Origin of the sequence: Sporosarcina sp. P33, from assembly GCF_002077155.1 — a bacterium.
In the GTDB taxonomy this organism is placed as follows: Bacteria; Bacillota; Bacilli; order Bacillales_A; family Planococcaceae; genus Sporosarcina.
On the sequence record NZ_CP015027.1, the window covers coordinates 508,251 to 531,299 of the forward strand.

The 23,049-nt window shown below is 45.3% G+C and carries 18 protein-coding genes; 7 read left to right on the forward strand and 11 right to left on the reverse strand.

Translation table 11 applies throughout. From position 1 onward, the window contains the following. Positions 1 to 23 precede the first annotated feature (23 nt). The gene (locus tag SporoP33_RS02425) at positions 24 to 1,172 is read right to left on the reverse strand and encodes a baeRF3 domain-containing protein (RefSeq protein WP_081242271.1); all 1,149 of its coding nucleotides are present in this window, start codon (positions 1,170 to 1,172) and stop codon (positions 24 to 26) included. A gap of 428 nt (positions 1,173 to 1,600) precedes the next feature. After that, positions 1,601 to 2,791, reverse strand: a complete 1,191-nt coding sequence (gene megL / locus SporoP33_RS02430; RefSeq protein ID WP_081242272.1) for a methionine gamma-lyase — start codon at positions 2,789 to 2,791, stop codon at positions 1,601 to 1,603. Positions 2,792 to 3,140: 349 nt separating this feature from the next. On the opposite strand from megL, the gene rpsD reads away from it, so the two are divergent. Continuing rightward, positions 3,141 to 3,743 (forward strand): 30S ribosomal protein S4, encoded by a 603-nt coding sequence (gene rpsD, locus SporoP33_RS02435; protein WP_081242273.1) that lies wholly within the window; start codon positions 3,141 to 3,143, stop codon positions 3,741 to 3,743. 279 nt (positions 3,744 to 4,022) lie between these two features. Here the strand turns inward: rpsD and SporoP33_RS02440 are convergent, their stop codons facing one another. The 3 genes from SporoP33_RS02440 to SporoP33_RS02450 all read right to left on the reverse strand — a co-directional run bounded on the left by SporoP33_RS02440 (position 4,023) and on the right by SporoP33_RS02450 (position 7,048). Then, positions 4,023 to 4,382, reverse strand: coding sequence for a hypothetical protein (locus SporoP33_RS02440; protein WP_081242274.1), 360 nt, complete (start codon positions 4,380 to 4,382; stop codon positions 4,023 to 4,025). Positions 4,383 to 4,486: 104 nt separating this feature from the next. Then, positions 4,487 to 5,284: a hypothetical protein gene (locus SporoP33_RS02445; protein ID WP_081242275.1), complete on the reverse strand. Its 798-nt coding sequence runs from the start codon at positions 5,282 to 5,284 to the stop codon at positions 4,487 to 4,489. A gap of 405 nt (positions 5,285 to 5,689) precedes the next feature. Further along, positions 5,690 to 7,048 carry an IS1182 family transposase gene (locus SporoP33_RS02450; RefSeq protein ID WP_081242276.1) on the reverse strand — a complete coding sequence of 453 codons (1,359 nt, stop codon included), beginning with the start codon at positions 7,046 to 7,048 and terminating at the stop codon, positions 5,690 to 5,692. A 314-nt stretch (positions 7,049 to 7,362) separates the two neighbouring features. Here SporoP33_RS02450 and SporoP33_RS02455 point away from each other — a divergent pair, with 314 nt between their 5' ends. Next, positions 7,363 to 7,542 carry a hypothetical protein gene (locus SporoP33_RS02455; RefSeq protein WP_081242277.1) on the forward strand — a complete coding sequence of 60 codons (180 nt, stop codon included), beginning with the start codon at positions 7,363 to 7,365 and terminating at the stop codon, positions 7,540 to 7,542. Positions 7,543 to 7,806: 264 nt separating this feature from the next. On the opposite strand, the gene tyrS is transcribed toward SporoP33_RS02455, so the two are convergent. Next, on the reverse strand, positions 7,807 to 9,072 hold the full coding sequence (gene tyrS, locus SporoP33_RS02460; protein ID WP_081242278.1) for a tyrosine--tRNA ligase: 1,266 nt from the start codon (positions 9,070 to 9,072) through the stop codon (positions 7,807 to 7,809). A gap of 368 nt (positions 9,073 to 9,440) precedes the next feature. Between tyrS and SporoP33_RS02465 the strand changes: the two genes are divergently transcribed. The 4 genes from SporoP33_RS02465 to SporoP33_RS02480 all read left to right on the forward strand — a co-directional run bounded on the left by SporoP33_RS02465 (position 9,441) and on the right by SporoP33_RS02480 (position 15,457). Beyond that, entirely contained in the window at positions 9,441 to 12,389 is a 2,949-nt protein-coding gene (locus SporoP33_RS02465; protein WP_081242279.1) for a transglycosylase domain-containing protein, read from the forward strand. A gap of 624 nt (positions 12,390 to 13,013) precedes the next feature. After that, positions 13,014 to 13,646 (forward strand): GNAT family N-acetyltransferase, encoded by a 633-nt coding sequence (locus SporoP33_RS02470; protein ID WP_081242280.1) that lies wholly within the window; start codon positions 13,014 to 13,016, stop codon positions 13,644 to 13,646. Positions 13,647 to 13,661: 15 nt separating this feature from the next. Next, positions 13,662 to 14,306: an acetoin utilization AcuB family protein gene (locus tag SporoP33_RS02475; protein WP_081242281.1), complete on the forward strand. Its 645-nt coding sequence runs from the start codon at positions 13,662 to 13,664 to the stop codon at positions 14,304 to 14,306. Next, positions 14,303 to 15,457 carry an acetoin utilization protein AcuC gene (locus tag SporoP33_RS02480; protein WP_081242282.1) on the forward strand — a complete coding sequence of 385 codons (1,155 nt, stop codon included), beginning with the start codon at positions 14,303 to 14,305 and terminating at the stop codon, positions 15,455 to 15,457. The genes SporoP33_RS02475 and SporoP33_RS02480 overlap by 4 nt, the downstream gene beginning before the upstream one ends. Positions 15,458 to 15,594: 137 nt before the next feature. Here SporoP33_RS02480 and ccpA read toward each other — a convergent pair whose 3' ends face one another. Together ccpA and SporoP33_RS02490 are read right to left on the reverse strand one after the other, a co-directional pair. Continuing rightward, positions 15,595 to 16,593, reverse strand: a complete 999-nt coding sequence (gene ccpA, locus SporoP33_RS02485; protein WP_081242283.1) for a catabolite control protein A — start codon at positions 16,591 to 16,593, stop codon at positions 15,595 to 15,597. 134 nt (positions 16,594 to 16,727) lie between these two features. After that, positions 16,728 to 17,810: a bifunctional 3-deoxy-7-phosphoheptulonate synthase/chorismate mutase gene (locus SporoP33_RS02490; RefSeq protein ID WP_081242284.1), complete on the reverse strand. Its 1,083-nt coding sequence runs from the start codon at positions 17,808 to 17,810 to the stop codon at positions 16,728 to 16,730. 165 nt (positions 17,811 to 17,975) lie between these two features. Here SporoP33_RS02490 and SporoP33_RS02495 point away from each other — a divergent pair, with 165 nt between their 5' ends. Further along, entirely contained in the window at positions 17,976 to 20,111 is a 2,136-nt protein-coding gene (locus SporoP33_RS02495; RefSeq protein WP_369821949.1) for a cell division protein FtsA, read from the forward strand. Positions 20,112 to 20,194: 83 nt separating this feature from the next. On the opposite strand, the gene SporoP33_RS02500 is transcribed toward SporoP33_RS02495, so the two are convergent. The 3 genes from SporoP33_RS02500 to murC form a co-directional block, all read right to left on the reverse strand. After that, on the reverse strand, positions 20,195 to 20,968 hold the full coding sequence (locus SporoP33_RS02500; RefSeq protein ID WP_081242285.1) for a YtxH domain-containing protein: 774 nt from the start codon (positions 20,966 to 20,968) through the stop codon (positions 20,195 to 20,197). Positions 20,969 to 21,025: 57 nt separating this feature from the next. After that, a complete protein-coding gene (locus SporoP33_RS02505; protein WP_081242286.1) occupies positions 21,026 to 21,478 on the reverse strand; it encodes a DUF948 domain-containing protein in 453 nt (150 codons plus the stop codon). A gap of 160 nt (positions 21,479 to 21,638) precedes the next feature. Further along, positions 21,639 to 22,952, reverse strand: a complete 1,314-nt coding sequence (gene murC, locus SporoP33_RS02510) for a UDP-N-acetylmuramate--L-alanine ligase (RefSeq protein WP_081244727.1) — start codon at positions 22,950 to 22,952, stop codon at positions 21,639 to 21,641. Positions 22,953 to 23,049 lie beyond the last annotated feature (97 nt).

Genomic DNA, 23,049 nt, shown 5'->3' on the forward strand with positions numbered 1-23,049 from the left:
AGCGGAAACTTGACCGGTTTCTTTTACCACCTGAAAATTGCTGCTGCACCTGTTTCAACAGGCATACGTTCTTTTGGAAGTACGACTACTTCTCCGCCTGTTTTAAAGACGGCTTCCGCTAAATCATCCAGCACGTCATCTACTGCGGCATCTTCCAGGTTTTCTGCTTGTATCGCTCCTGTATCTAAATTAATTGTACCCGGATACAAATAACCGTCTTCCAATACGAGCCGTTTAATACGGTCTTCGCTCGCAGCCTGTACAATTTCTTCAATCTTTTCAGAACCTTGATCACTCGCCTTGGCATTTTCAAAGTTCTCCACCAGATCTTTTGTTTTCTGCAAGTACACAGGCTCTATGCATTGCCACGCCATTTCCCGCAGCTGCTCCAGAGTGAGCGCTTCAAAATCAGATGTAATCCCTTTATCCTGCAGATGCGGATTATGACTCAACTCTTTAAACTGTGTCTGGTATTCAGCAAGTGTGACTAAATATAACGGGAGTCCTGTCGGCTTAGAGTAATTTTCCGCTATCGTCCGGTCCACATATCTGAAATACCGCTCGATGTCGATATCAATTTCATCTTTCTTTGCGCCGTGGCCATGCATCATGGCTGTTCCGGCAGCACCGCCTGAGTTGCCTGTCCCCAAATAAGACTCGGTTACTTGGTCGCCAATAGCCTCTGCTTTTGTTTTCGCTAATTCTTCGGGAATCTCCACTTCTTCCACCCCATAGCGGTTTCCTTCAAACAGTTTGAACTTCTGCCGATTCACACCGAGTAAATGATAGCGGTCTGCAGATTGAAATACACGAATAAGCGGTTTTATATGAAAACTGTCTGATACTATTACCAGCTCAGGCACCGAACGCTGCAGCCGGTACACGATGATGCGGTCTTTTGTAGCGAATAATGCGAGCCCGTCTCCTGCGTGCGCCCAGAAAGGACGTTCACTTTGCAGTTTCTCAAGCGGAGTCAGCAGATTTTTCATTTCTGCTGCTGACAGTTTCTCAGATAATTTTTCTTGCGCTTTTTGTAATAAATTTTTAAATCGTATCGGATCTTGCTGATTTTCAGGTCGGTAACGGTGGGTCGGCTGATAGATGGAGATACATATCTCTGCCTGCTCCATCAGAAAGTCATGAGGAAATTCGTTTACAATCTCTACATTCATCCTAATCCCTCCAATAAATATTTTCCCTGCGTGTTAGGCAGGCCATATTTTACCTGTTCCCTGTCCGGTTGCTTATAAACCAACCGTTTTTCAGTGATGGAAAAAGCACTTGACTTTTCTTAAAAAAACTAGTATAGTTATTGATTGGGATTGATAACAGATCTGAAATTAACAATGGCGTTCTGCAGATGTTTATTCGGAACACTTATTCATCACTGGCGCGACTACAGGGTCGCAAGGACGCAAAAGTAGGCAGGGTTTGCGTTGCTTAAGGGAAACAACCAGTAGAACAATGACCGCGGCAAATTAGGTCCAATCAGAATCTACATGCTATATAAATCAGCACATATAATTGTTGTCAAACGTAACATTTATTATCCTATATAAAAAGCGGGCTCCCGAAATCCGGGACGCCCGCTTTTTTCAATTCATACAGCTTGAAATGCCTGATCCAAATCCGCCATTATATCATCCATATGTTCCAGTCCGACCGACAAACGCAGTAACGTGTCTGACACGCCCATCTTTTCCCGATCCTCTTTCGGCACGGCAGAATGTGTCATAGTCGCTGGATGCTGCATCAGCGTTTCCGCATCTCCGAGACTGACCGCCAGCTTAATCAGCGATAAATGATTCAGTAAGTTCTGCGCATCTTCTTTTCCTCCTTTAATCGTAAAGGAAATTAATCCGCCGCCTGTTGTCATTTGCTTTTTCGCAATTTCATACTGCGGGTGCTGTTCATCAAACGGATAAAATACTTCATCCACTTTCGGATGCTTCTGCAAATAATCAAAAAGAATTTTGGCATTGGCAGAATGTCGATCCATTCGAACCGGCAATGTCTTCATTCCGCGCAATAGCAGCCACGCGTCAAATGGTGAAATTACACCGCCAAAGTCTTTTTGCACCGTACCGCGAAGTTTCGCCATCTCTTCCGCATCACGGCCGACCAGCAGTCCGGCAATAACATCTCCGTGGCCATTAATATATTTCGTCGCACTGTGAAGCACGTAATCCACGCCAAATGTCAACGGAGTTTGAATATACGGTGAACAGAATGTATTGTCCACCACCACCTTCAGATTATGCCGCTTCGCCACATTCACTACAGCCTCCAGATCAACAAGCTCCATCGTCGGATTGATTGGAGTTTCTATATATATACATGTCGTTTCCGGCTTCACGGCTTTTTCGATTTCCTCTTCTGTTTTCATGGGGATCAAATCATGCGTGATCTGATATTTCTCTTCCAAAATTTTCAGCAGGCCGAACGTGCAGCCGTAGATGCCGCGGGAGCAAATGATATGATCATTCGCTTTCGTCAGATGAACAAGCACCGCACTGACAGCTGCCATGCCGGATGCAAAAGCAAGACCTGCAGCACCTTCTTCCATTGCGGCAATGCGCTCTTCAAGCACAGCAACCGTCGGATTCCCTAAACGCGAATAAATATTACCTGTCTCTTCTCCCGCAAAACGCCGTTCTCCCTGCTCAGCCGAATCAAATACATACGTTGACGTTTGATACAGCGGCACAGCCAGACTTCCCTGATGTTCTTTACTGTTATATCCTTCGTGAATCACTGCCGTCTCTTTATGCCAGTTGTTATTCTTCTGCATATTGATTCCTCCCTCTTCTTCTACTTTATTCGAAATTGGATGAAAGCGCTTTAACCTTCTCAATTTCAGTGTACATCGATTATGAAAAAAACGAAAGTACAATATATTCCCTCTTACATTTATATGAAACGCTTGACCCGCAAGCGATAAATTGGTATGCTAGGCTTTGTGTAAAATAGTTGCAGCAGTTATGTGTTCTATTTTGTCCAGTCTATTCCTTTGATCAAAGGTGCAACACGTAACCTCGAGGCTGCAGGGGCGAAGTTGCAAGATTATAGAATGGCAGATGGATTGAACATATCTGGTCTTATTTTACAACAAAATAAAACCAACAGAGGAGGAGTCTCTCATGGCTCGATATACAGGTCCATCATGGAAACTGTCACGCCGTTTAGGCATTTCATTAACAGGTACAGGTAAAGAAATTGAAAAGCGTCCTTACGCACCTGGCCAGCACGGTCCAAACCAACGTAAAAAACTTTCCGAATACGGAATGCAATTACAGGAAAAACAAAAACTTCGCTTTATGTACGGAGTGAACGAACGTCAATTCCGCACTCTTTTCAACAAAGCTGGTAAAATGCAAGGTATTCACGGTGAAAACTTCATGATCCTTCTTGAAGCTCGCTTGGATAACGTTGTATACCGCATGGGTCTTGCACGCACTCGCCGTGCAGCTCGTCAGTTAGTCAACCACGGTCACATCCTAGTTGACGGCAAGCGCGTAGACATCCCTTCATTCGCAGTAAAGCCTGGTTCTGAAATCTCTCTTCGTGAGAAATCCCAAAACCTATCTGCTGTTGAAGAAGCACTTGAAGTAAACAACTTTGTTCCAGATTTCGTTACTTTCGATAAGGAAACGAAAAAAGGCACATTCGTACGCCTTCCTGAGCGCGGCGAATTAGCTGCTGAAATCAACGAAGCACTTATCGTTGAATTCTACTCTCGTTAATAACAAGGCAACCATGCCGGCTGAGATATTTATCTCGGCCGGTTTTTTATTTTCCCTCCCTATTGCCGGTCAAACTCTTCATACAAACAATCGGACGAAACACTATCATAAATTTAATAGGATTCTGCCGCTTGTCCGATCTTCATTAAACATAACATCAAACCCATTTTTCTTATAAAAATATTCCAGTTTATCGAAACTGTCCTTGTCTGCACTTGACAGCATTCCCCTCACCTCAGAAATACCCAGCTGATTTAAATAGCTGAACAGCGACTGCAATTACGCCGTGCCGTTCCCTGCGTTCTCCCCTTCAGCAAAAATATCAATCAGTTCACCATACTGCCGTCCAGTACTGTAGTCTTCCTGAATCTTTGCATACAGCCTGGGATGCGGGGGTCTGGAATGAATACTTCTCAGCATGATGTCTATGGAAGCATCATACGTTCTCAGGCAGATATATTGTTTGATGCCTTTACGGTTAAAAACAACTCCTGTAATTTGATCTTTCGTTAAAATCCGGTCAATAAATTGGTGTTCTTTTTCCATTTCACGCAAGCGCAGCAGTTCACTTTCGGCTTCCGCATACATTGTCTGCAGTTTTTCGTAATCAGCTCTCAGCAGTTTGTGTTTCCTAAACATAGCAGCCCCCTGACATTTTAGTTACGTCAACAGTAATCATTGCACAGCGAAAAAGTGCATTCAACTGTCAGCCTTTGATTGAATAAAAGCCTTCTGCATGTACTTCAATGCGTCAGACGGTACAACTCCTCCACCGGCACCGAGTATTCCTCATGAATCTCCTTGAATAACGCATCGGATAGTAATTGACGCAGCACGCCGCTATAATAGCCCGCCACATTACGAATGTTCTTCGTCTTCGTTGCCATCACACTGATCTTCGCCGCACGATACGCCAGTTCTTCAAACAGCAGTTCCTTCCCCCGATGAATGTCAAAACGCAGCATCCGGCCCGACAGTGAACGATGAATGATAAACAGCTCCCTCGCTTTAGACGCATCTCCTGTTAACGCAAGCAAATTCTTCATACGGCTGAACAATGAGGAAGACAACTTTTCATCTGCAAGATGAGACGTCTTTATTTTTTTGGCAGTTTTTTTAGTTTTAAAGAAAGAAGATTCGCCAGCGGCAAACTCGTCATAAACCCCTTTATTACAGCGTGCATCCGACTTCTCCGGACTGTTCATTTCCGACTGGTCAGCGACAGGCAAAATACTATAAATATTTGCCCCCAGTCCATTCATCACCGGACGAATAAATGCAATTCGCTCTATTATCTGCAGCTTCTCCAGCTTTCGCAGCGAACGTCTCACCGTGGAATTCGACACACCTACTTTCTTTTCTATCGTTTCATGCTTTAAGTGGGCCGCCAAATACTTTACTGAGTAACAGCGGATCATGTCGAGCACCGCGCGATCTGTTTTATTCATCGCTTTAAAATGAATGTCCCCGTGACGGCGCGCCGCAGCGTCCAGTTCTTCTTTCGTTCTGCATTTTGCGTATTTGGATAGATAATAAGTCATAGGAAAAACCCCTTTTTCCTCTATATAGAAGGAAAGGGGGAAAGGTAGACAGGCGGACGAATAATTAAAAACGAGAAAGTACGTTCTGTACAAAATATTTTAAAGCTGTTATAATTAGATAAACCAAAAGAAATAATACTTTCCCATACAACTATTGAAAAACACATATAAAAAATTCCAAGGAGGTATGACATGACAGATCGGGAACTTCTTCAGCTAATAGCTGACAAGATGACAAACATGGAACAAGATTTATCTTCGGTAAAAGAGGGTGTGTCTTCTCTAAAAGAAGACATCAGACTGTAGACAAAAGGGTTGGAAATCGTCACGATTTCCAACCCTTTTTCCATTTTGGCACTAAAATCAGAGAAATAATCCCGATTTGGGCTCGGATACTCCTCTGGTCTACGCCGTGATTGGCGTATTCCATGTCCAATTGGCCAACTTCTTCAAATTCATGGCAGCAAAAGTTAGCATCGCCTGCATGGACAATTTTTTCAACCCTCGTTGGGTAGTCCATCGCATGCCATGCTTTTCTTTGGCATCCGCAAATACACGCTCGATCGTTTCTTTACGCTTGCCGTAGATTTCTTTGATTTCATGATGATGCCTTAAATCTTCCGCTATATCCAAGTGGTCTTGCCAGATGTGTCGCTGGATCATCTTCTGACGATTCTGACTGTGCGTACACTGGTCGATGACCGGGCAGGCTGCACAGATGGCAGGTTCAGAGGCATACTGTCGATACCCTTCTTTCGTGGTGGTGCGGTAGTTCAAGATCTGCCCTTCCGGACAGAGATAGCAATCATGGTATTCATCATAGACGTACTCACTTTTCTTGAAGAACTCTTTCTTCGTCATTGGCCGCTTGTACGGAAGAACGGGAAGCATCTGATTTTCCAACAGGTAATTCGCGATAGCTGGTGTCTTGTAGGCAGCGTCGGCAGCAACGGCAACCGGTCTTCCGACTTGATCAATAATTTTTTCTACCAATGGCTCAAGCAGCTGACTATCGTGGATATTACCTGGCGTCACGATGTTTGCCAGCACAAATCCTTTCTCGTCTGTAGCTGCATGGAAGGAATAAGCGAATTGCTTGGTCCGTTCATCTTTTACATAGTAGCCGCTTTCCGGGTCCGTCGTGGATTCCTTGATCTCCTTGTACTCTTCCTTCTCAAACTTCTCCGGCGGAAATGGCTTCTTCCCATTTTCCACGCGGTCGATATTCAATTCTTCCTGCAGTTTCTTTTCATACGCTTTGGTCTCTTTCCGAACGACTTTCTTTTGGAACTTCCGCTTATTTGCGCTTGCCTTTACGTGAGTAGAATCGATGAAGACGTGGTCGGGGCTCAATAACCCTCTATCAGCTACTTCTTTCAAGACCCGGTAGAAAATCTGTTCAAACAAATCCGTCTCTGCGAATCGGCGAATATAGTTTTTTCCGAACGTGGAGAAATGGGGAACTTCGGTATGAAAACCAAAGCCAAGGAACCAGCGGTATGCCACGTTCGTTTCGATTTCTTTAATGGTCTGCCGCATGGAGCGGATGCCGAAGGTATATTGGATGAATGTCATCTTGATTAAGACCACAGGATCGATACTGGGACGACCGATGGGTGAATACAAATCCTCGACGAGTGGATAGATAAACGAAAAGTCGATTGTCGCGTCCAGTTTCCGCACTAAATGATCTTGCGGCACCAACTGCTCAATCGTGAGCATCTCCAACTGTTCGCGTTCATTAATCTGGTTCTTCGTCATCATGTCCATCACCTCAAATAAATGTTCAACAGGTATCCAGTTGATTGGAGCGGAGGATGGCGACTCCTGCGGGAACAGCACGAGCCGAAGACCCTGGACTGAGCGTAGCGAGGGAAGCGGCTGAGGCCGTGCCCGCGGAAAGCGTCCATCCGCAGCGGAAATCAACTTTTCCTGGCGTTTACTCTATTGTAAAAGAAAAAAGACTGTAGGCAAACCCCAAATTTCCGGAGTTTGTCTACAGTCTGGTGTCTTCTCTAAAAGAAGACATATTTACTCTTAAAGAAGACGTACCTACTCTTAAAGAAGAACAACGAACTATGAAACAAGCTATTTCTGAACTTATTGCACGCTCTATTGTTACAGATAAGAAAATCGATGCATTATCCGAACAGGTTTCACTCAATACACAGAAAATAGATAAAATATACGTAACCCAGCGCCTGGTAACTGACCACGATACGGACATTCGAATGATCAAAAAAATGCTGACTCAATAAATACACATGCTGTTAAAATAAATTACACCGCAAACGTTAGAAATCCTAACGCGTGCGGTGTTTTATTTTGTGCAAACTCTGTTATGGCAAGCAGAGCAGACATTCTTATGATCGCATGTCACCTGTCTATGAGCGGTGATCAGGCAGCATAGAGCGCTTGCGAAAATTTATGAGCGGACACCGCACGACTATGAGCGCCTGCCGCGATTATTAATCGCTTCCCGGGTTTCATTGATCGCGGATGCCCGGAAAAATCATTGTCCATTAAACAAACTTCACCATGCTGTACTTTTTCTTGCCGCGTCTGACAATTGTAAAGGCATCTTCCAAACGCTGCTCTGCCCCTACCGTAAACGCCGTATCCGTGATGCGCTCCCCGTTAAACGAAATCGCGCCGTTCGTCACATCTTCACGCGCCTGGCGTTTTGAAGGCGATACACCCGCCTGCATGATGAAATCAACGATGTTCATGTCTTCTTTTTCCATCTCCACAGTCGGTACATCTTTAAATGCATCTTTCATTTCAGCCGCAGTCAGCGCTTTTAAATCACCGCTGAATAATGCGGCAGAAATACGCAATGCCTGATCAAGTGACTCTTGGCCGTGAACGAGACGTGTCATTTCTTCCGCCAGCGTCTTCTGTGCTTTACGCAAATGCGGCTCTTCCAAAACTGATATCTCTAGCGCTTCAATTTCCTCACGGCTGAGGAATGTGAAGATTTTCAAATATTTCACAACATCTGCGTCTGCAGCATTGATCCAGAACTGGTAGAATTCGTATGGCGAAGTTTTTTCCGCGTCGAGCCATACAGCACCCCCTGCGGATTTACCGAACTTCGTGCCGTCCGCTTTTGTAACTAGCGGAATTGTGAATCCGTATGCCTTTACTTCTTCGTCATGCATCTTGCGAATGACTTCCAGACCCGTCGTAATATTCCCCCACTGATCTGATCCGCCAATTTGCACACGGCAGTTATGGTGATCATATAAATGGTTGAAGTCAGCACCCTGCATGAGCATATACGAGAATTCCGTGAATGAGATCCCCTGATCCAAGCGGGACGCAACGTTATCTTTTGCGAGCATATAATTGACGCTTAATAATTTCCCGTAGTCACGCAAAAATTCGATTAACGTCATCGAACCGATCCAGTCGTTATTGTTTACGAGCTTCGCACCATTTTCTGATTGGAAATCGAAAATCATTTCCAGCTGTTTTTTAATGCCGCGCACATTGTCCGCCACTTGATCCGTCGTCTGCAACTGACGTTCTTCAGAGCGCCCTGACGGATCCCCGATCATTCCTGTTGCTCCGCCGATCAATAAAATCGGCCGATGTCCATGCATTTGGAAGCGGCGGAGTGTCAATAACGGCACGATGTGGCCGATATGCATACTGTCTGCAGTCGGGTCCACTCCGCAGTATAAAGAAATCTTCTCCTCTGTCAGGAGCTTCTCCAGCCCTTCTTCATTTGTCTGCTGGTACAGCAATCCTCTCCAGCGTAAATCATCCATTAATTCATTCGACATTGTTCGTTTCCTCCTAAAATCAACGCAAAAAGTCCCCACACGATCTATGATGATCATGCAGGGACGTTAGTTGATTAATTAATAACGCGGTACCACCCGGCTTGAGAGATATACTCTCCGGCTTTGAGGCGCTGGTAACGTAGCGCAACACGTACACTCCAAAACTGTAATTCATGCATAGCGCACCGAACAGCTTCCACCAACCGCTGTCTCTCTAAGACGGAACTCGCTATCACTACTCCGGTTTTTTCAACATGTAATTTCGTATGAGTTCAATTTTACCGAACTTCCAATGAAAGTCAAGATTTATTGCATAACTTCGGTTGAATCTGTGATATAATAAGTAAGATTTTGGGGGGAGAATAATATTGAATAGCGAAAAGAATAATAGAATTAAACAACTGGAAGATAAGTTTGAACAGGCGAAAAAAGAACCATGGGCCAAAAAACTTCGCATTGGCACCGGCGTTCTCTGGAACTTGTTCGTCATACTCATTATCTTTGCTGTAATCGGCGTGGTATTTGCAGGTTCAGTCGGAGCAGGTTACTTCGCTTCCCTTGTCGCGAAAGAGCCGCTGCGTTCAAAAGAAGAGCTTCGCGACCAGATATTTAATTACGAAGAGACTTCTGAAATGTTTTTTGCGAAAAATGTCTATTTAGGAAAAATCAACTCGGATATCGAACGCCGGCAAATCACTCTGGATAAAGTATCCCAATATGCTATCGATGCAGTGCTTGCTACAGAAGATGAATACTTCGAAGAACATAAAGGCATCGTACCGAAAGCAATATTCCGGGGAGTTTTCCAGGACGTTACCAACTCCGACAGTCAGACAGGCGGTTCCACACTGACACAGCAGTTAGTCAAAAACCAGATCCTGACGAATGAAGTATCCTACGAGCGAAAAGCAAAAGAAATTCTGCTTGCGATGCGCTTGGAGCACTTCATGACAAAAGATGAAATTTTAGAGGCCTACTTAAACATTATTCCATACGGCCGGGATGTCATGGGACAAAATATCGCTGGAATCGAGACAGCTGCCCGCGGGATTTTCGGTATTAAGGCAATCGATTTGACCTTGCCGCAAGCCGCGTACATCGCGGGTATTCCACAGGCCCCTTACACGTACACACCGTTTTACAGTAAGAATCAGGGAATTAAAGAACGGGAAAAATTGATGTACGGGGTTAACCGCATGAAAACCGTTTTATTCCGTATGCGCGATGCAGGCTATATTTCGGAAGCGGAATATCAGGAAGCACTTGCGTATGATGTGACGAAAGACTTCAGACAGCCTTCCAGAAGGGCGACCGAACGCTATCCGTATGTCACACAAGAAATTCAAAATCGGACAATTGAAATTTTAGCAGAAGTTCTTGCTGAAAAAGACGGTATCAGTGCAGAACGTTTCGAAGAAGATTCCAAAGTAAAGGAAAAGTACGAAATCATGGCGGACCGTTCAATGCGTACAGACGGCTATCGGATTTTCTCTACGATTGACAAAGATCTATACGATAAAATGAACGAAGTCGCAAAAAATTTCCGGCACTATGGATTTACGTATACTTCCGAAACAGTGGACGAAGAATCAGGTAAAACGATTACAACACAAAATCCTGTTCAAGTCGGCGCAACGATGATCGAGAACCATACTGGAAAAGTACTCTCATTCATCGGAGGCCGCGATTACGAAATCGAAGCACTGAATCACTCAACACAAGCTTTCCGCCAAAATGGTTCTTCCATTAAACCTTTGCTGGTTTATGCACCGGCTATTGAATACGGTGTAATCGGCGCGGGAAGCCCGCTGGTCGATGTGAAATATAATTGGCATGGATGGAAACCAGGTAACTATTTCGACCGTGAGCTTGGAGTCCTGTCAGCCCGAGAATCATTGGCGCGTTCACAAAACTTGTCTACCGGCAGACTGTACAATCAAATCTTTGACCGCAAACCTATTGAGTTTTTGAAGAAAATGAATTTTTCTAAGGTTACTGATGAAGATGCGCAAATCCCTGCTGCATCACTCGGCGGTTTAAAGTACGGTGTAACAGTGGAAGAAAATACGAATGCGTTTGCTACATTTGCCAACGGCGGACAGTTTATCGAATCGTATATGATTGAACGAATTGAAGACATGAAAGGCAATATTGTATATGAACATAAAGCCAAACCGGTGGAAGTGTTCAGTCCAGAAACGTCATATATCATCACCGATATGATGCGGGATGTTTTAAGAGGAAACGGTACAGCTGCAAGATTGCCGGGATTAATGAATTTCCGCCCGGATTTAGCTGCGAAGACCGGTACCTCCCAGCATTACGGTGACGCTTGGCTCGTCGGCTATAATCCGAACGTATCGCTCGGTGTATGGATGGGGTATAAAAATCAAAAAACACCGTTATATAATGGATATGGCAGCGGTCAAATGCATCCTTCAGAACGGACAGCGAGATTGTTCGGTCAATTGATGAATACAGCAAACACTGTAATTCCGGATACTATTAAAGCGCGAGATACATTTAAGCGCCCTAACGGTGTCGTTACCCGTTCTTTCTGTTCCATCTCGGGGCTGGCTCCTTCCAAGGCGTGTGCATCGGCAGGATTGGTCCGGTCGGATTTATTCAACTCGAAAGTAATGGTACCGACAAAAGTGGATGACAGCATCGTTTCATCCGCAGCAGTTCGAGTGAATGGCAGAATGTATCAGGCTTTGGCGTCTACACCGCGTGAGTTTGTTACATCGGGCGGAGTCGGCGTGACTGCTGAATATGGTAAACGGATGCTTGGACGTTTAGGCGGAGACGCTTCTAAATTACTTGCAGGACGCGGCGGATATTCAAACAGCGTCGTGGCAGGATCAGCATTCCCTGCAGACAATGTGGCGCCAGCAGCAGTTTCATCAGGACTTAATGGTTCCGTTCTTACATGGACTCCATCTTCTTCCAACGATGTAATTGGTTATTACATCTATCAGAACGGTGTCCGAATCGGTACTGTCCGTGACGGAGCATCCCGTTCGTATAATGTCGGATACGGTTCGTACTATGTACGCGCAGTAGACATTACCGGCCTGTTATCAGGTGCTTCCAATACCGTAACAAATTCGGCACCTGCACCACAGCCGAAACCGGAAACAAATTCAGGCCAGTCTCCTGAATCGAAACCGGATGCAACACCGGACAAAGAATCTGAGGCGAAACCGGAAACAAAGCCGGATGCGAAACCAGAGACAAAACCGGAAGCCAAACCAGAAACAAAGCCAGAAGCGAAGCCGGAAACAAAACCGGACACAGCTCCTGCAGAAAAAGAATAACTGCAAAACCGGATTACAATGCAGCATTGTAATCCGGTTTTTTTGCCTATGCAAGGCGGATGTGCGACTGTTTTATATGTTGCAGCCGAACATATCCGATGTCCAGCCGCTCAATCTGCATCCGCAACCGATCATACTCAACGCCCTACCGCTCTATATCAACCCGCAACCGATCAAACCCTACGCCCTACCGCTCTATATCAACCCGCAACCGATCAAACCCTACGCCCCACCGCTCTATATCAACCCGCGACCGATCATACTCAACGCCCAACCGCTCTATACCCTCCCGCAACTGATCATACTCAACGCCCCCCGCTCTATACCCTCCCGCAACCGATCATACCCTACGCTCCACCGCTCTATATCAACCCGCAACCGATTAAACCCAACGCCTCACCGCTCTATATCCCTCCACAACCGATCAAACCCACCCTTCACATATGACTCCCACACACTTTTTCCACTTACTTTCCATGAATTACCGACAATTCAGTGATTTTACCGAAATATTATACTTTTCATCCTCAGAAAATGTATACTGAAATAAGAACAGTACAAACAGCACATACAACGATTACGCAATCAAACTTAGGGTAGATTTATTAGGAAAGGGTGAACTGCTTGGAACATAAAAAGACTTACTTTTCGAGGACGTTTCCGCACGCTGAAGGCGAATTGGTCATTGAAGGCCCCGTAACATCCGAGCGGCTGGCTTCATTCGATTTTCATGAAGGACTGAAGGCGTTTCGTCCTCCTAAACAGCAGCAGGAGGCGTTAGTAAAAATCGCTTCGTTCCCGGAAGGCCGCATCAACGTGGCGAGAATCGGAAATTTGATCGTCGGATACGTGACATTTCTCTATCCAGATCCGCTGGAACGCTGGTATGAAGCAGACCTGCCGAATTTAATAGAATTGGGCGCGGTCGAAGTCGCTGCTGAGTATCGCGGAGCACGCATTGGAAAGTCTTTATTGGAATTATCGATGCTCGATGATGCGATGGAAGATTATATTATTATTACGACCGAGTATTATTGGCACTGGGATTTAAAAGGGACCGGCTTAACTGTATGGGAGTATCGCAAAGTGATGGAGAAAATGATGCGTGCTGGCGGCATGGAATTTTTCTCTACTGATGACCCGGAAATATCGTCTCACCCTGCCAATTGTTTAATGGCGAGAATCGGCAAACGAGTTGACCAGGAATCTGTTCAACAGTTTGATCGTGTTCGCTTCAAAAACCGTGTAAATTACTGAAAGTGAGGAATGGCCATGCTCGTACAAGATATTATGAAAACAGATGTCATTACACTTAATTCCACTGACACGATTGCAGATGCCGTACAATTGATGAAGGAAAAACGCATTCGGCACATCCCTATTGTAGAAGACGGGCAATTAAAAGGACTTGTCACAGACCGCGATGTCAAAGAAGCTTCTCCTTCAAGCATTTCAGAGAGGCTCGAACCTGCACTATATGAAACACCGCTTGATAAAATTATGAAAACCGATTTATTAATCGGACATCCGCGGGACTTTGTAGAAGAAGCCGCGCTGATGTTCTATACATATGAAATCGGTTGCCTGCCCATTGTTTCCAATTATCAGCTCGTCGGCATATTGACAAAAACCGATCTGCTTTATAATTATATTGAATTGACCGGTGCCAATCAGCCAAGCTCCCATCTCCAAATCCGAGTGCCAAACAAACCGGGCATTCTGTATGAAGTATCCAAAGTATTCCATGACCATAACAGCAATGTGCTCAGTGTACTCGTTTACCCTTATCAAGATAGTGAAGAATACAAAATTCTGGCGTTCCGGGTTAAACGAATGAATCCCCTGCCGATTATCGACGACCTAAAAGCACAAGGGTTTGAGGTTCTTTGGCCAGGCCAGCCGGAGATGGGCGTATGAAAAAACAAGCCAGTTTTATCTTTTCACCGGACCAGCTGAACTACGAATTCTCGGATACCCACCCTTTCAACCAGAAACGCATCATTTTGACAATGGATTTATTGAACGAATTACATACAATCGATCCCGACGAGATTGTCACGCCGAGAACAGCGACTGACGAAGAACTGCTGCTGGCGCACGATGCGAAATATATTGAAATCGTGAAAAAGGCAAGCAAAGGTGAAGTAAGTGAAAATATTGGAAGTATTTATGGAATTGGTACGGAAGATACACCATTCTTTACCGGTATGCATGATGCCAGCGCATTGCTCGTTGGCGGAACACTGACCGCGATCGACGAAGTGATGGAAGGCCGTTCCAGATATGCGTTAAATCTTGGCGGCGGATTACACCACGGATTCCAGGGTAAAGCTTCAGGTTTTTGTATTTACAACGACAGTTCGGTCGCTATTAAATACTTACAGAAGAAATATGGGGCGCGCGTGCTGTATGTGGATACCGATGCACATCATGGCGACGGTGTGCAATGGACATTTTACGATGATCCTGATGTCTGCACATTTTCGATTCATGAAACGGGGCGCTACTTATTCCCTGGTACAGGAAATGTGACGGAACGGGGCAACGGCAAAGGCTACGGCACTTCTTTCAACTTCCCGATCGATGCTTTTACAGAAGACGAATCCTTCCTGCATATTTACCGTACCGCATTGCGGGAAGTGGCGGAATATTTCAAACCAGATGTCATTTTGACCCAAAACGGCGCAGACGCACACTATTTAGATCCGCTCACTCATCTGTACAGCACAATGAAGATTTATGAAGAGATTCCGAAGCTGGCTAAAGAAATCGCTGACGAATATTGTGACGGTAAATGGATAGCGATAGGCGGCGGGGGTTATGACATCTGGCGTGTCGTCCCACGAGCCTGGTCTCTTCTCTGGCTGACGATGAAATCCATTCCCGTGCCAACCGGGCGGCTTCCTCAGGCATGGCTCGATAAATATCAGCCTGAGTCCCCCGTCACACTGATCGAGACTTGGCAAGACCCGGCTGACTTGTACGAGCCCGTGCCGCGTAAAAGCGATATCAATGAAAAGAATGAACAGATGCTGACCAGAGCACTTCACGTCATTCGAAAAGGCTGACGGGAAGGCAGTCTTGCATTTTACAAAATTGATAGATTACTCTGCCATAGAGCAGTACTATAAAAAAACTGAAGACAGTTCCCGGTTTGGGAAATGTCTTCAGTATCAGCAGCTTATCACTCAGATAAGTTGTTTTTTTATTTTACCGACTGCCGATCTTCCAGATAATACGGCAAGACGACTTCTGTTTCTTCTACCTCTTCTTCATTGATGAGCTTCGTCAGTAACCGCATCGATACTGCACCCAAGTCATATAAAGGCACCACCACAGCCGTCAGCTGCGGACGCACGATGCGCGCAAGGATGGAGTGCTGGAAACAAATGATCTCCAAATCTTCAGGGATTCTGAAGTTTTGATCGCGCACGCCGTTCATAATGCCTACCGCCACTTCATCACTGCTCGTCATAACAGCAGTTGGAGTGTTTGGCAGGCTGCGCAGTGTATTCCAGCTCTCATAAGCATCATCATACGTATTGTCAGTCTCAATAATTAAAGACTCATCAATCGACAGGCCTGCTTCTTCCAATGCCCGGATGTAGCCGACACGTTTGCACACGCGGTTTATATCCCGTGTAAACGGCCCCGATACAAACGCTATCCGCGTATGGCCGTTATCGATCAATTTCTTCGTTGCTTCATAGGCCGCCTGTTCGTGATCAATATTAACAGAAGGCAAATTGCTTTCGAAATCCAGTGTGCCCGCCAGCACAATCGGAACGTTTGCCGTTTTCATTTCAGTCCGCACTTCTGGTGAAATGGAGTCACTCATAAAGATCAGGCCGTCTACCTGCTTCCCGAGATGATCTTCAAGTAATTCCACTTCACGCGATGTACTTTTATCTGAATTGGAGATGATAATGTTGTACTCATACATCGTGGCTACGTCCGCAATGCCTCTGGACAGCTCTGCATAGTAGCTCTTGGACATATCCGGTACGATAACACCTATTGTTGTAGTACGTTTACTGGCAAGTCCCCGAGCGACGGCGTTCGGTCTGTATCCTAAACGTTCAATACAATCCAATACTTTTTTTCGAGTCGCGGGCTTCACATTTTGATTACCGTTCACTACTCGTGAAACCGTTGCCATCGATACGTTCGCTTCTCTTGCTACATCGTAAATCGTGATCGCCATTTTTGCTCCCCCTATCCTTATTCTTTACTAGTATACCGTGTTCTTGTCTATTATTGGAGTGTTTCTATGTAGAAATCCGTCTTTCAATACAGAAAAACACCGACCCCTCATAATAAAGGATCGGTGCCGGATGATTAGATCGTTTGGTGTGTGTTCATGAAGCGTGTAATTTCTTCGTAGAACTGGTCAAACTGCTTGATATCCATTTGCTGTGCTGAATCCGACAACGCAACAGCTGGATCCGGATGAACTTCCGCCATGACACCGTCCGCCCCAACTGCAATTGCAGCTTTTGCGGTCGGAAGCAACAAATCTTTACGGCCAGTGGAGTGTGTAACATCCACGAATACCGGCAAGTGTGTTTCCTGCTTCAAAATAGGAACAGCAGAGATGTCTAGTGTATTGCGTGTAGCCGTCTCATACGTACGGATTCCTCGTTCACACAGCATGATCTCCGTATTGCCTTTTGAAATAATATATTCAGCTGCATTGACAAACTCAGAAATCGTTGCAGACATTCCACGCTTTAGAAGCACAGGCTTATTCACCATTCCCGCTTCCTTCAGCAATTCAAAGTTCTGCATATTACGTGCACCAATCTGGATCACGTCGATGTACTCAAGCGCTTCTTCCAAATGTGCTGGTGTAATGATCTCTGTGACAATGGAAAGTCCAGTTTCATCTGCAACCCGTTTTAGAATTTTCAGTCCTTCCAGTCCAAGGCCCTGGAAATCATATGGAGATGTACGCGGCTTGTATGCTCCTCCGCGGATCATCGTTAATCCTTTTGCTTTGATCGATTTTGCTACAGCCAATACTTGCTCGTAAGATTCTACTGCGCAAGGACCGAAAACGAAAGATGGATTTCCGTCTCCAATCTTATGTCCATTTATATCGACAATCGTGTCTTCAGCTTTTTTCGTGCGGGATACGAGCAATGCATTCTTCTGCTCGTCCTGCTGCACTTCAAGCGCAGACATGAAAATAGATTTAAACACTTGTTCCAGGATACCGTCTGGTAAAGGACCATTGTTTGCGTTCTTTAAGACATTCAGCATCTCCCGTTCGCGGATTGGATCATATCTATTTACACCTTGCTTTTCTTTTAACTTTCCAATTTCTTGGATGATGCCTGTACGTTCATTGATCAATTTAAGAATATCTAAGTTCAAATGATCAATACGACCTCTCAACTCACCTAAATCTTGATTGCTCATAATTCTGTCTCCTCCCCGCACATATCTTCCTTTTCTAACACCGGAATCTATGTTACATTTTTATATATTAGACCAAGTATAATGAATACTTCTTGAAAAGTCACGCAATTTCACCGAATTTAATACATATTCACTATTTTCACATAGAAAATATCGGAAAAGAGGTTGAAAATCCTGGTTACAAAGTTATTCGCTCTTGATATCGGAACCCGTTCGGTTGTGGGGATTGTGCTGGAAGAGCAAGATGATTCCTTTCACATCGTGGACCTGATTTCAAAAGAACATAAAGAACGCTCAATGATTGACGGACAGATACATAATATTGTAAGCGTGGCGTCTATTATTCAGGAAATCAAAGATGAAATGGAACAGACGCACGGTCCCCTGCAGCGTGTAAGTGTCGCAGCGGCCGGACGTTCACTCAAAACATCGGAAGGTTCTGTGACGGTGGATATTTCAGAGCGGACATTGATTTCCAAAGAAGACATTAACCGGCTGGAGTTGTCCGCTGTACAAAATGCCCAGGAAAAGCTGCTTTCCGCTAATCAATCTGAAGAGGAAGACCACTATTATTGTGTGGGCTATTCTGTTCTGCATTATAAACTGCACGGTGAAAAGATCGGCAGCTTAATCGATCAGACAGGCAAACAGGCGACCGTGGAAGTCATCGCCACATTTTTGCCGCGTGTTGTCGTAGAATCATTACTCGCGGCGTTAAAGCGTGCAGCTCTTGAAATGGATGCCTTAACATTAGAACCGATTGCGGCGATTAACGTCCTCGTCCCTCCTTCCATGAGAAGATTAAATATCGCATTGGTGGATATAGGTGCAGGAACATCAGATATCGCCATCGTCAGTGAAAATACGGTGACGGCCTACGGAATGGTTCCTGTGGCCGGGGATGAAATAACGGAAGCCCTGAGCACACATTACCTGCTTGACTTCCCTCCCGCCGAACAGATGAAACGCCAAATCGCAGCGAATGATAGCTTGACGGTTCAGGATATTTTAGGCTTTGAACAGGAAGTATCCGCAGAAGAAGTCATCGGAGTCATCAGCCCTTCCGTTAAGCGGCTGGCAGCATCGATTGCGGATGAAATCATGCGGCTCAATCATGATGCCCCTCCACAGGCTGTGATGATCGTAGGAGGAGGCGGGCTGACCCCTACACTGACAAAAGAAGTCAGTCTGCGGTTAGAGCTTCCGGAAAACCGTGTGGCTATCCGCAGCCTCGACGCGCTGTCGGGTGTCTCTCTGGCTGACCATATCGCGCCTTCTCCCGCACTGGTGACGCCGATTGGAATTGCGATTGCTGCACAGCGGGCACCGATTCACTATATTTCATTGACAGTCAACGGCCAAACTATCCGGCTGTTTGAGCTGAAAGAACTTACAGTAGGGGATGCATTGCTTGCGGCGCGTGTTTCCGCACGACAGTTGTACGGCAGACCCGGGCTTGCGCTGACCGTAAAAGTAAACGGACAGTGGCAGACGATTCCCGGCGGACACGGCACATCGACAACCATCTTGCAAAACGGCAAAGAAGCCGGCACGAAAGACTTCATTCATGATCATGACGTCATCGAGCTGGTATTCGGCAAAGACGGAGCAGATGCTTCCGCTTCTGTTGGAGACTTGCTGGATGAACCGAAACCGGTCACATTTCAGCTGAACGGACGTCCGGCAGCTGTTACGGATGAAATTCTGCTCAATGGACTGCCCGCCGCAATCGATGCACCGGTGGCGGACCGTGACGAGCTGACAGTCAATCCAGCGGGGAGTATTCATACGGTACTGGCGTCATGTGCGGCTCCTGCGGCAGATCCGTTTTCTGTCGTGTGGGACGGTGTTACTCACCGCCTAAAAACACGGACGGCAGTCTATACCGTGAACGGTGAGAAGCCTGCCGAAGATTATCACATACAAGAAGGCGATGTGATTGAAACAGAGCAGCCAGCACCTTTTTCATTGAGAGAGATTGCGAATGATTTAAATATCGTGTGTGAATCACGTGCAGACGTTACCTTTAACGGAAAGCCGGTAGTTATTAAGAAACAGCGGACAGCAGTATACGTAAATGGTCAGTCGGCAACTCCCGATTATTGCGTGCACCCGGATGATCAGGTGGAATTCAAATCGCTGGCGGGGACTCCTATTATTTTCAGCGATGTTTTTTCATTCACTGATTTTTCTTTGCCTTCTCAATCCGCCGCTGCATATCGGCTGCTCCGTAATGGCGAATCGATCCGTTTCAACGAACCTATTTTCGGCGGAGACAGACTGGAAATACAATTTGATTAAAAAACGACACTGTGTCCGTAGGCACAGTGTCGTTTTTTACACGTATATACAAAAAGCCTTCCGAAACCGGAAGGCTTTACGTATTACTTAGAGCTGACTTTATTTGATGCGGTGTTATTTCCTTTAGTCTGCTTATCTTCTTTTTTAGCAGTGTTTGCATCCGCTTTAGGAGCTTTGTTGTTATTGCTGTTAGCAGATGGCTTTTCTGATTTCGCGTTTTGAACTTCTTTTTTAGCGGATGCTTCTGATGCTTTAGTCAGATCGCCGGATTCCGCGTTGTTTTCATTTGCGCTTTTATATTCTGTTGCTTCTTCTCCTTCAGATGAAGCTGTTCCGTCATCCATAGGAATGCTTGTTTTAGAAGCTGCAGACTTCACTTTGTCCACCAGCTGGCCTGACTGCTCCTGAAGCGTCTGGGAGAATCCGGCTGTTTTGTCTTTCGCTGCTGATGTGAAAGCTGCCGTCTTTTCTTTCGCTGTCTCTGTAAAGTCCGATGTTTTGTCTTTCGCCGCACTTGAGAATTCAGATGCTTTGTCTTTTGCCGTGCTTGACAGTTCTACTGCTTTGTCTTTCGCTGTCGCGCTCAATTCAATACTTTTATCTTTTAATTGCGAAGCTTGGATTGTTAAATCTTCGCGCATTTCACGGCCTGTTTTCGGCGCCAGGAATAATGCTGTAGCTGCACCGATTACGCCGCCGATGATTGCTCCGGCGATAAAGCTGCCTGTACCGCTGCTGTCTTCGTCATATAAATCGTTAGTGGAGCGGTATGTGTAATTTGCAGGATATTGCGGCTGTCCGTAAGTATTTGCATAGTTACCTTGATTTTCGTTATAGTTTGGTTTGTTTTCTGTCATTTTTTCTTCCTCCTGTGAGTTTACTATTTTGGTATATTTCAAAGGAAAATGCCTGTACTAGGAGCGCGCTTTGTATACCGTCCATCCTTGGGACTTCACAGGTTGCCGTTCCTTCACTTGATCGTACAGACCAACTGCAACGGTTCCCCATTGTAATACTTGCGCAATTTTGTCACTGTGCTGCTCGGCTTGGGCAGTCACAGAATTGGAAACTCTATGGACTGATTGATTAAGAGAATTCACTGATTCGCCTACACCCTTCACCGCATCCACCACAGTGTTCAGCTTATCCGCTTTTCCTTGCAGATCCTCGGCCAGCTGATTTGTTTTTTGAAGGAGCTGTGTCGTTTCCGTGGTCACTCCTTCTAATTGCTTTGTTAAGTCATCAACCGTATGCGTGACGCTTTGCAATGAGGTTTTTAACGACCCCAGCGTCATGGCGAGACTGACACAAAGAATAAGAAATGCTATTGCCGCCACCACTGCGGCAATGTAAAGTAAATTGATCACCGATGTAATCCTCCTAGAGCATATTCTTACGAAAACTTTACCCCTATTCGGGGGCTTCTAAACTTTTCGTCTTACACTCCTTTTCGACATAACCGAGTGAAATCCTTTTACAAATTCCATTTACTTCTTATAAAAATGAGAAAACAGCCTTCTCATATGATTAGGCTGTTTCTTCTTTTGTTATGGCATGTGTAAATTGTTTGAGATACTGCTGAATATCTCCGGCACCCATGAACAGGATCACTGGATTCTGATGGGCGGCCAAGTCTGACATATCGTCTAACGTTAGATGGCGGGAATTCGGGATTTTAGCAATCAGATCTTGAATCGTTAAATTTCCTTCTGTTTCCCTTGCCGACCCAAAAATATCACATAAATACACGTAATCTGCTTCTGAAAGGCTTTCGGCAAATTGGTCCAGCATCGCAGCTGTCCTGCTGAACGTATGCGGCTGGAATACCGCAACCACTTCCCGGTCCGGATATTTTTGGCGGGCCGAATCAAGCGTTGCACGAATCTCCGTCGGGTGATGAGCATAATCGTCTACAATTATCCGGCCTTCTGCTTCCGTTATGGAAAAACGTCTTTTGACGCCCGAAAATGATGCAAAACGTTCATTGACGATTTCTGCCGGAATATTTTCATAGTGACAGAGTGTAATGACTGCCAATGCGTTTTTAATAGCGTGATCGCCTGTTAATGTAATCGTAAAGCGGTGATAAAATTCATTTCGGATAAAGACGTCAAATGAACAGCCGTTTTGATCCTTTTCAATGTTTGCCGCATAAAAGTCATTGGAAGGGTCCATTCCATAATAAACGATAGGAACCTGACTTTGAAGCTTCTGAAGATTTTCGTCATCTCCGCAAGCAATCAGCGCTTTCTTCACCTGGTTCGCCATCTGCCCGAATGCGTCCAAAATATCATCCAGACTTGTAAAGTAATCGGGATGGTCAAAATCAATATTTGTCATGATCGCGTAGTCCGGATGATAGGCTAAAAAATGGCGTTTGTATTCGCAGGCTTCAAATACAAAACACTCGGTATTCTCGACACCTTTGCCTGTTCCGTCCCCAATCAAATATGAAGTGGGCGCGAAGCCTCCCAGGACGTGCGAAAGCAGACCTGTCGTGGAAGTCTTGCCATGTGTTCCGGTAACACCGATGGACGTAAACTGTTCCATATACGAGCCAAGAAAGTCATGATATCGAATGACTTCCAATCCAAGTTCTTCCGCTTTCAGTAATTCAGGATGATCATCTTTAAATGCGTTCCCTGCAATCACTTTCATGCCGGGCTGAATATTGTTTTCATCAAATGGAAGTACTTTTATATTTCTTTCATGTAAAGGATCTTCTGTAAAAAAGTATTTTTCCACGTCCGAACCTTGAACGGCATAAGATGAATCGTGCAGTAACTGGGCAAGGGCACTCATTCCTGAACCTTTTATGCCTGTAAAGTGAAACAATGTCATATTGAAACCTCCCGGGAATTCTTTCATCCCTCTTTTTATCTCCAGCTGTCTAATAATAGCCTGGAAGATTATTTCTTGTCATAGTATACCACGTGTT

What these genes read in the sequence shown, in the direction of transcription:
- SporoP33_RS02445 (WP_081242275.1), bottom strand. Translation starts at nt 5,284, where the DNA reads ATGACTTATTATCTATCCAAATACGCAAAATGCAGAACGAAAGAAGAA.
- SporoP33_RS02500 (WP_081242285.1), bottom strand. Translation starts at nt 20,968, where the DNA reads ATGACAGAAAACAAACCAAACTATAACGAAAATCAAGGTAACTATGCA.
- SporoP33_RS02480 (WP_081242282.1), top strand. Translation starts at nt 14,303, where the DNA reads ATGAAAAAACAAGCCAGTTTTATCTTTTCACCGGACCAGCTGAACTAC.
- SporoP33_RS02450 (WP_081242276.1), bottom strand. Translation starts at nt 7,048, where the DNA reads ATGATGACGAAGAACCAGATTAATGAACGCGAACAGTTGGAGATGCTC.
- SporoP33_RS02490 (WP_081242284.1), bottom strand. Translation starts at nt 17,810, where the DNA reads ATGAGCAATCAAGATTTAGGTGAGTTGAGAGGTCGTATTGATCATTTG.
- rpsD (WP_081242273.1), top strand. Translation starts at nt 3,141, where the DNA reads ATGGCTCGATATACAGGTCCATCATGGAAACTGTCACGCCGTTTAGGC.
- SporoP33_RS02455 (WP_081242277.1), top strand. Translation starts at nt 7,363, where the DNA reads ATGAAACAAGCTATTTCTGAACTTATTGCACGCTCTATTGTTACAGAT.
- murC (WP_081244727.1), bottom strand. Translation starts at nt 22,952, where the DNA reads ATGACATTGTTTCACTTTACAGGCATAAAAGGTTCAGGAATGAGTGCC.
- ccpA (WP_081242283.1), bottom strand. Translation starts at nt 16,593, where the DNA reads ATGGCGATCACGATTTACGATGTAGCAAGAGAAGCGAACGTATCGATG.
- megL (WP_081242272.1), bottom strand. Translation starts at nt 2,791, where the DNA reads ATGCAGAAGAATAACAACTGGCATAAAGAGACGGCAGTGATTCACGAA.
- tyrS (WP_081242278.1), bottom strand. Translation starts at nt 9,072, where the DNA reads ATGTCGAATGAATTAATGGATGATTTACGCTGGAGAGGATTGCTGTAC.
- SporoP33_RS02440 (WP_081242274.1), bottom strand. Translation starts at nt 4,382, where the DNA reads ATGTTTAGGAAACACAAACTGCTGAGAGCTGATTACGAAAAACTGCAG.
- SporoP33_RS02475 (WP_081242281.1), top strand. Translation starts at nt 13,662, where the DNA reads ATGCTCGTACAAGATATTATGAAAACAGATGTCATTACACTTAATTCC.
- SporoP33_RS02425 (WP_081242271.1), bottom strand. Translation starts at nt 1,172, where the DNA reads ATGAATGTAGAGATTGTAAACGAATTTCCTCATGACTTTCTGATGGAG.